This is a genomic window from bacterium (assembly GCA_016873475.1).
In the GTDB taxonomy this organism is placed as follows: Bacteria; Krumholzibacteriota; Krumholzibacteriia; order JACNKJ01; family JACNKJ01; genus VGXI01.
Genome location: VGXI01000193.1, coordinates 1 through 5,777 on the forward strand (window position 1 = coordinate 1; position 5,777 = coordinate 5,777).

8 protein-coding genes are annotated in these 5,777 nt (G+C 71.1%); all 8 read left to right on the top strand.

Annotation, left to right across the window (positions count from 1 at the left end; genetic code table 11):
- Positions 1–779 (top strand): flagellar basal body P-ring protein FlgI (locus tag FJ251_12770; GenBank protein ID MBM4118581.1); only part of this gene is annotated, 779 nt, incomplete at its 5' end.
- An 11-nt stretch (positions 780–790) separates the two neighbouring features.
- On the top strand, positions 791–1,219 hold the full coding sequence (locus FJ251_12775; protein ID MBM4118582.1) for a hypothetical protein: 429 nt from the start codon (positions 791–793) through the stop codon (positions 1,217–1,219).
- Entirely contained in the window at positions 1,206–1,694 is a 489-nt protein-coding gene (locus FJ251_12780) for a hypothetical protein (GenBank protein MBM4118583.1), read from the top strand. Before FJ251_12775 ends, FJ251_12780 begins: the two co-directional genes overlap by 14 nt.
- A 9-nt stretch (positions 1,695–1,703) precedes the next feature.
- Positions 1,704–3,098, top strand: coding sequence for a flagellar hook-associated protein FlgK (gene flgK / locus FJ251_12785; protein MBM4118584.1), 1,395 nt, complete (start codon positions 1,704–1,706; stop codon positions 3,096–3,098).
- A 9-nt stretch (positions 3,099–3,107) separates the two neighbouring features.
- Positions 3,108–4,625, top strand: a complete 1,518-nt coding sequence (flgL, locus tag FJ251_12790) for a flagellar hook-associated protein 3 (protein ID MBM4118585.1) — start codon at positions 3,108–3,110, stop codon at positions 4,623–4,625.
- A gap of 14 nt (positions 4,626–4,639) precedes the next feature.
- Entirely contained in the window at positions 4,640–5,140 is a 501-nt protein-coding gene (locus tag FJ251_12795) for a hypothetical protein (protein MBM4118586.1), read from the top strand.
- Between the two features lie 21 nt (positions 5,141–5,161).
- The gene (csrA, locus tag FJ251_12800; protein ID MBM4118587.1) at positions 5,162–5,410 is read left to right on the top strand and encodes a carbon storage regulator CsrA; all 249 of its coding nucleotides are present in this window, start codon (positions 5,162–5,164) and stop codon (positions 5,408–5,410) included.
- 228 nt (positions 5,411–5,638) lie between these two features.
- On the top strand, positions 5,639–5,777 hold a 139-nt coding region (locus FJ251_12805; protein ID MBM4118588.1), incomplete at its 3' end, for a flagellin.

The window sequence follows — 5,777 nt, forward strand, 5'->3', positions numbered from 1 at the left end:
GGGGCCTCGGCGACGCCGCCAGCCTGGAGGGCGGCGTGCTGCTGATGACGCCCCTGCTCCGGCAGGCGGACGGCCTGCAGTACGCCGTGGCCCAAGGGCCCATCTCGATCGGCGGCTTCAACGTCGACGCGGGGCAGGGCAACCGGCTGCGCCAGAACCACAGCACGGTCGGGCGCATTCCCGGCGGCGGGCAGCTCAGCCGCGACTGGGACGGGCAGCTGCTGCGCGACAACCGCGTCGAGCTGAGCCTGCACAGCCCGGACTTCACGACGGCGGACAACATCGCCCGGCGAATCAACACGGCGATGGGCACCGAGGCCGCGCGCGCCTACGGCGCCGGCCGGGTGTCGGTCTGGGTTCCGGCAGAGCGCGAGCGCGATCGCTTCGCCTTCGTCGCCGAGGTGGAGAACCTCAGCGTCGACACCGATCTACCGGCCCGCGTGGTGATCAACGAGCGCACGGGCACGGTCGTCGTCGGCGCCGCGGTGGCGATCCGCGACGTCGCCATCGCCCACGGCAGCCTGCGCGTGGAGATCCGCACCCGCTACGGGGCGAGCCAGCCCGCGCCCTTCAGCGAGGGCGAAACCCTGCTCGTGCCCGATGTGGAGACCACCGTCGGCGCAGGGGAGGGCCAGCTGGCCGTGCTCGAGCAGGGCAACACCGTCGAACAGGTGGCGCGTGCGCTCAACGAGCTCGGCGTCACGCCGCGGGACATGGTGGCGATCTTCCAGGCGCTCAAGTCGGCCGGCGCGCTGGAAGCCGAACTTGTGATCATGTAGGCGGAGGCGTCATGGAGACCACAGGCATCGATTCCAAGCTGCTGCCCCTGGCGCCTGTCCGCGGGACCCAGGCCGCAGGGCCGGCGGCGACGGCCGCCACCGCGCTGCGGCCGCTCGCGAGCGGCGCGCTGCGACCGCTGGCGGCGGGGACCGAGGCGGCGGGACTGCGGCCGCTCACCGGGAACGCGACGGGCGATCGGCAGACGGCGCTCCAGGCGGTGAAGGACTTCGAGGCCATCTTCATGCGCCAGCTCGCGCGGGTGATGACCCAGAGCGCGGGCGGCACGGCGGGCGACGTCGAGGGGGCCGCCTACTACGAAGGGCTGATCGAGGAGCAACTCGGCCGCGTGCTGGCTGAGGCCGGCGGCGGACTCGGGCTGAAGGAAGCCCTGCTCGCCCGCATGGGCGCAACGACGGGAGGGGCGAATGCTCGCGACTGAGGACCTGGACCGCCTGGCGGCCGCGCTCGCGGCGGAAGACGACGCCTGGGCACGCCTGCTCGACGCGACCGAGGCGCACCATGCGGCGCTGCTGGCGGGCGCGGCGGACAGCGTCGCGGCGACCTTGCGCGCGCAGCTCGTCGCGCTCACTGCCTGCGCGCCGGCCAGCGAGACGCGGGTGGCGATCACCGAGGCGCTGGCGGCCGCGCTGGAGCTCTCGCTGCCTTGCAGTCTGGAGCGGCTGCTCGGGAGCCTGCCCGATGCCGCGGCGCCCTTGCGCGAGGTCCACACGCGGCTGCGCGAGCGCAGCGCGGAGCTGCGCCGACTCAACGCGGCCAACCGGCGTCTCGACGAGCACCGTCTGGATCTGCTGCAGGGCGATCTCCTCGCCCTGCGGGAGATGGTGAGCGCCGCGATCGGCGGCGATCCATCCACGGCGAACGGCGCGGGGAGCCTCGTCTCCCTGCGCGCCTGAGGGGGGACCATGTCCGGGCTCTTCGGCCTCCTCGAGACGACCAAGCTGACGATCTTCGCGCAGGAGATGTCGCTGGGCGTCATCAACCACAACATCGCGAACGCAAGCACGCCCGGCTATCACCGGCAGCGCGTGGCGCTCTCGGCCCGCGGCAGCCTGGTCGGCCTGGGCGGGACCTTCGGCGGGGGCGTCAACATCGAGGGCATCGAGCGCCTGGGCGATCGCTTCCTCAGCAGCCAACTCGGGCGCGTGAGCGCCAACCGGGCCGAGCAATCGGCCCTGGCGGACTCCTTCAGCGTCATCGAGACGATCTTCGGCGAGCCCGCGGACGACACCTACGGCGAGACCGGCCTGGGCGACGCGATCGACGCCTTCCTCAACGCCTGGCAGCCGGTGGTCAATCCCGAGATGAACGCGGAGGACGCGGACACCCGCGGCCTCATCCTCGAGGCGGCAAACACGATCGCGCATCGCTTCCGCGACACCGCGAGCGCCCTGCAGAGCGAGGCCGCGAGCTTGCGCGAGCGGGTGGCGGTCGGCGTCCGCGAAGTCAACGCCCTGCTCGGCGAAGTCGCCGAGCTGAACCTCGCGCTCAGCAGCGGCAGCCTCAATGACTCTGCGCGCGCGGACTTCGAGGATACGCGCGAGGTCAAGCTGCAGCAGCTCTCGGCGCTGATCGGGGCCGATTGGCAGGTCGACGGCGAGGGCAAGCTGCGCGTGTACAGCGGCGGGCGCGTGCTCGTCGACCACGTCAGCGCGCACGCACTGACCACCGAAGCGATCGAGGGCGAAGCCGGCGTCGGCGGCCTGCGCCTCTTGCCGACGGGCAGCCGCGACACCATGACGCTGGCCGGCGGCGAGCTGAAAGGGCTGCTGGCCATGCTCGACAACGAGCTGCCCGAGGTCCTCTCGCGACTCGACGCGCTCGCGACGCGCTTGATCGAGCGCGTGAATGCGATCCACCAGGCGGCCACCGGCGACGGGGGTGGCGGCATCGACATCTTCAGCGGCAACAGCGCGAGCAGCATCGCCGTCAATCCGGCCCTGCTCGCTCATCCCGAGCAGATCTCGCTCACGGGCAAACTGCCGGACGGCCAGGACATCGCGGCGGCGATCTTCGCCCTGCACACGGAGAGCATCGAGTCGGCGGGCGGGCTCACGCTCGGCGGTCTCTACTCGGGTCTCATCGGACACCTCGGGTCGCGCAGCGCGAGCAGCGGCCAGCTCGCGCAGGCCGCCGAGCGCCTCGAGGCCGGCCTGAGCCAGAAGCTGGAGTCGAGCGTGGGCGTGAGCATCGACGAGGAGATGGCCCAGATGCTGGTCGTGCAGACGACCTACCAGGCGGCGGCCAAGGTGATCACCGCCGTCGAGGAGATGCTCGACGTCCTCATGACCGCGCTCTAGGAGGCAGCGATGCGTGTGACTCAGAAGATGCGCCAGGACAGCATGCTGGCGAACATCAACCGCGCCTACGACCGCATGGCCGGCATCAACTTGCAGCGCCGTATCACGAAGCCGAGCGACGATCCGAGCGGCGCCGAGCAGCTCGTTCGCCTGCGTTCGCTGATCTCGCGCAACGAGCAGTACCAGGCCAACGTCGCGAGCGCCTCGCGCTGGCTGACCTACTCGGAGGCCGCTCTGGGCAACGCCGCGGAGAACGTGCGCTCGGTGCGCGAACTGGCGCTGACCGCCGCCGACGACTCGAACAGCCTCGAGGGCCTCGCCGAGAGCCTGGAGGCGATCCTCCAGGACATGCTCAGCCAGGCGAACGCCGAGCACGGCGGCCGCTACCTCTTCGGCGGCAGCCAGGGCGCTCAGGCGCCCTTCCAGCGCAACGGCGACATCGTCACCTATCACGGCGACGACAGCGAGCTCAGCACGGCGATCAGCAGCGGCCTGTCCCTTCGCTACAACTTGCCCGGCAGCGCGGTGTTCGGCGAGCAGTCCGCGGACTTCGTCAGCACCAAGGACTGGGACCGGGTGACCGACTGGGACACGGAGTTGGCGGAGCTATTCGACGGCACCGGTGTCAAGCCCGGGCGCCTGCGCATCACCGACGGAGGTGGCGCGAGCGCGGTCGTGGACCTGCGCGGCGCGGCGACCCTGGCCGAGCTGCGCGACCGCATCCAGGCCGCGCTGCCCTCGCTGCGGGTGAATCTCATCGACGGCGAGCGCCTGGAGATTCGCGACACCGTGAATGGTGGGCAGGTGCGCGTCGCCGACGTGCAGGGCGGCGAGACGGCGGCGCGTCTCGGCCTGAGCGCGAGCGGCGCCGGCGGCGCCCTGCTCAGTCGAGACCTCGATCCGCACCTGAGCGCCGGAACGCCCCTCGGCGATCTGCGCGGGGTAAACCTGCCGCTGGGTCAGGTGGGGGTGTCGCTGGCGGGCGCAACGCCGCCGATCACCGTCGATCTCTCGGCGGCGGTCACGGTGGGCGATCTCCTGGACGCCTTCAACGCCGTGCCGGGACTGACGGTCAGCCTCGCCGCGGCCGGCAACCGCGTGCTCGTCAGTGGCACGGGTGGGCAGAGCGTTGCGCTCAGCGACCTCGACGGCGATGCGACGACCAGCGCCCTCGGCCTAGTCGGCAGCGCGGAGCCGATTCGCCCCTTCGGAACCCTGATCGACCTGAAGGCTGCCGTGACGAGCGGCGACCGCGAGCGCGTGCGCGAGCTGTTGCCCGAGATCGAGGCGCTGGAGGACCACTTCACGAGCCTGCGGGCCACCCCGGGCAACCGACTCAGCCTGGCCGAGGACGCGCTCGCCACGCTCGAGGCGCGCAACCACACGATGACGAGTGCCCTGTCCGAGATCGGCGACGCGGACATGACCGAAGCGCTGATGCAGTACCAGAGCGCCGAGGCCGTCTACCAGGCCTCACTGGTGATGGCAGCCAACATCTTCCAACTGACCTTGACCGATTACCTGTAGACGGAGGGACGACCATGGACTTGCGCGGGACGCGCTTCGGGAATCTCGAGTTCACGGAGCAGGAGGTTCTGGAGCTGCCCGAGGGGCTCGTGGGCCTGCCCAAACTCAAGCGCTTTCTCATCCTGGACCTCGCCGAGCAGGCGCCCTTCCGCTGGCTGCAGTCCCTGGACGAGCCGGCGGTGGGCTTCCTGATCGCCGAGCCGGGGCTCTTCGATCCGACCTACAGCCTCGCCCTTGACGACCACGATCTGCGCGGGCTGGCGGTGCGCTCGGCGACCGAACTGACCGTCTTCGTCCTCTGCACGCGGCGCGGGGCCTGGTCGGCGACGACGGGCAACCTGCTCGGACCGGTCGTCGTCCACACGGAGACGCGGCGCGGACGCCAGCTGATCGTCGAGGACGCCGGCTACTCCACGCACGCGCCGCTGCACCAGGTGGCCAAGGAGGCCGCGGGCGGGCGGCAGTTCGCCGCCCATGCCGGCGCGGAGCCCATCCTGCGCGAGAGCGGCGTCTGAGCACGAGCGGAAGGAGCCACTGTGCTGGTACTGAGTCGAAAGCGCGACCAGAGCATCATCGTGGGTGAGTCGATCAAGATCACGGTGGTCGACGTGCGCGGCGACACCGTGCAACTGGGGATCGAGGCGCCGCGACAGATCACGATCTACCGCGAGGAGATCTACGACGCCATCCGCGAGGCGAACCAGGAAGCGCTGGATCGCGGGGACGGCAACGGCGGCGCGCTGCCGACCGCGGACTTGCCGCGGCGCAAGCGGGGGGGCGACTGAGCGCAGCGGCCGGCCGCGGCGACGCGGGGCCCGGCGCGGCGCGGCGCACCCGGCGGTGGCCGCCCGCGGAGAAAACGCTCAAGTCGGGCCGGGCGCTGCCGATGAATAGCGCGTGCGGCCGCAAGCGACCGCAAGAACGAGCGAATGGGATCGCGGTCCGCAACGAGGGAGCGGCGCGGATCCAGGAACTGGACGCCGGCAACGGCGACGATGCAAGGAGAAGCAGCGATGGCATTCCGTATCAATCACAACATCGCCTCGATGAACGCCTACCGGAACCTCAGCCGCAACGACATGGGCTTCTCGGAGTCCCTCGAGCGCCTGAGCTCCGGCCTGCGGATCAACAAGGCGGGCGACGACCCGGCGG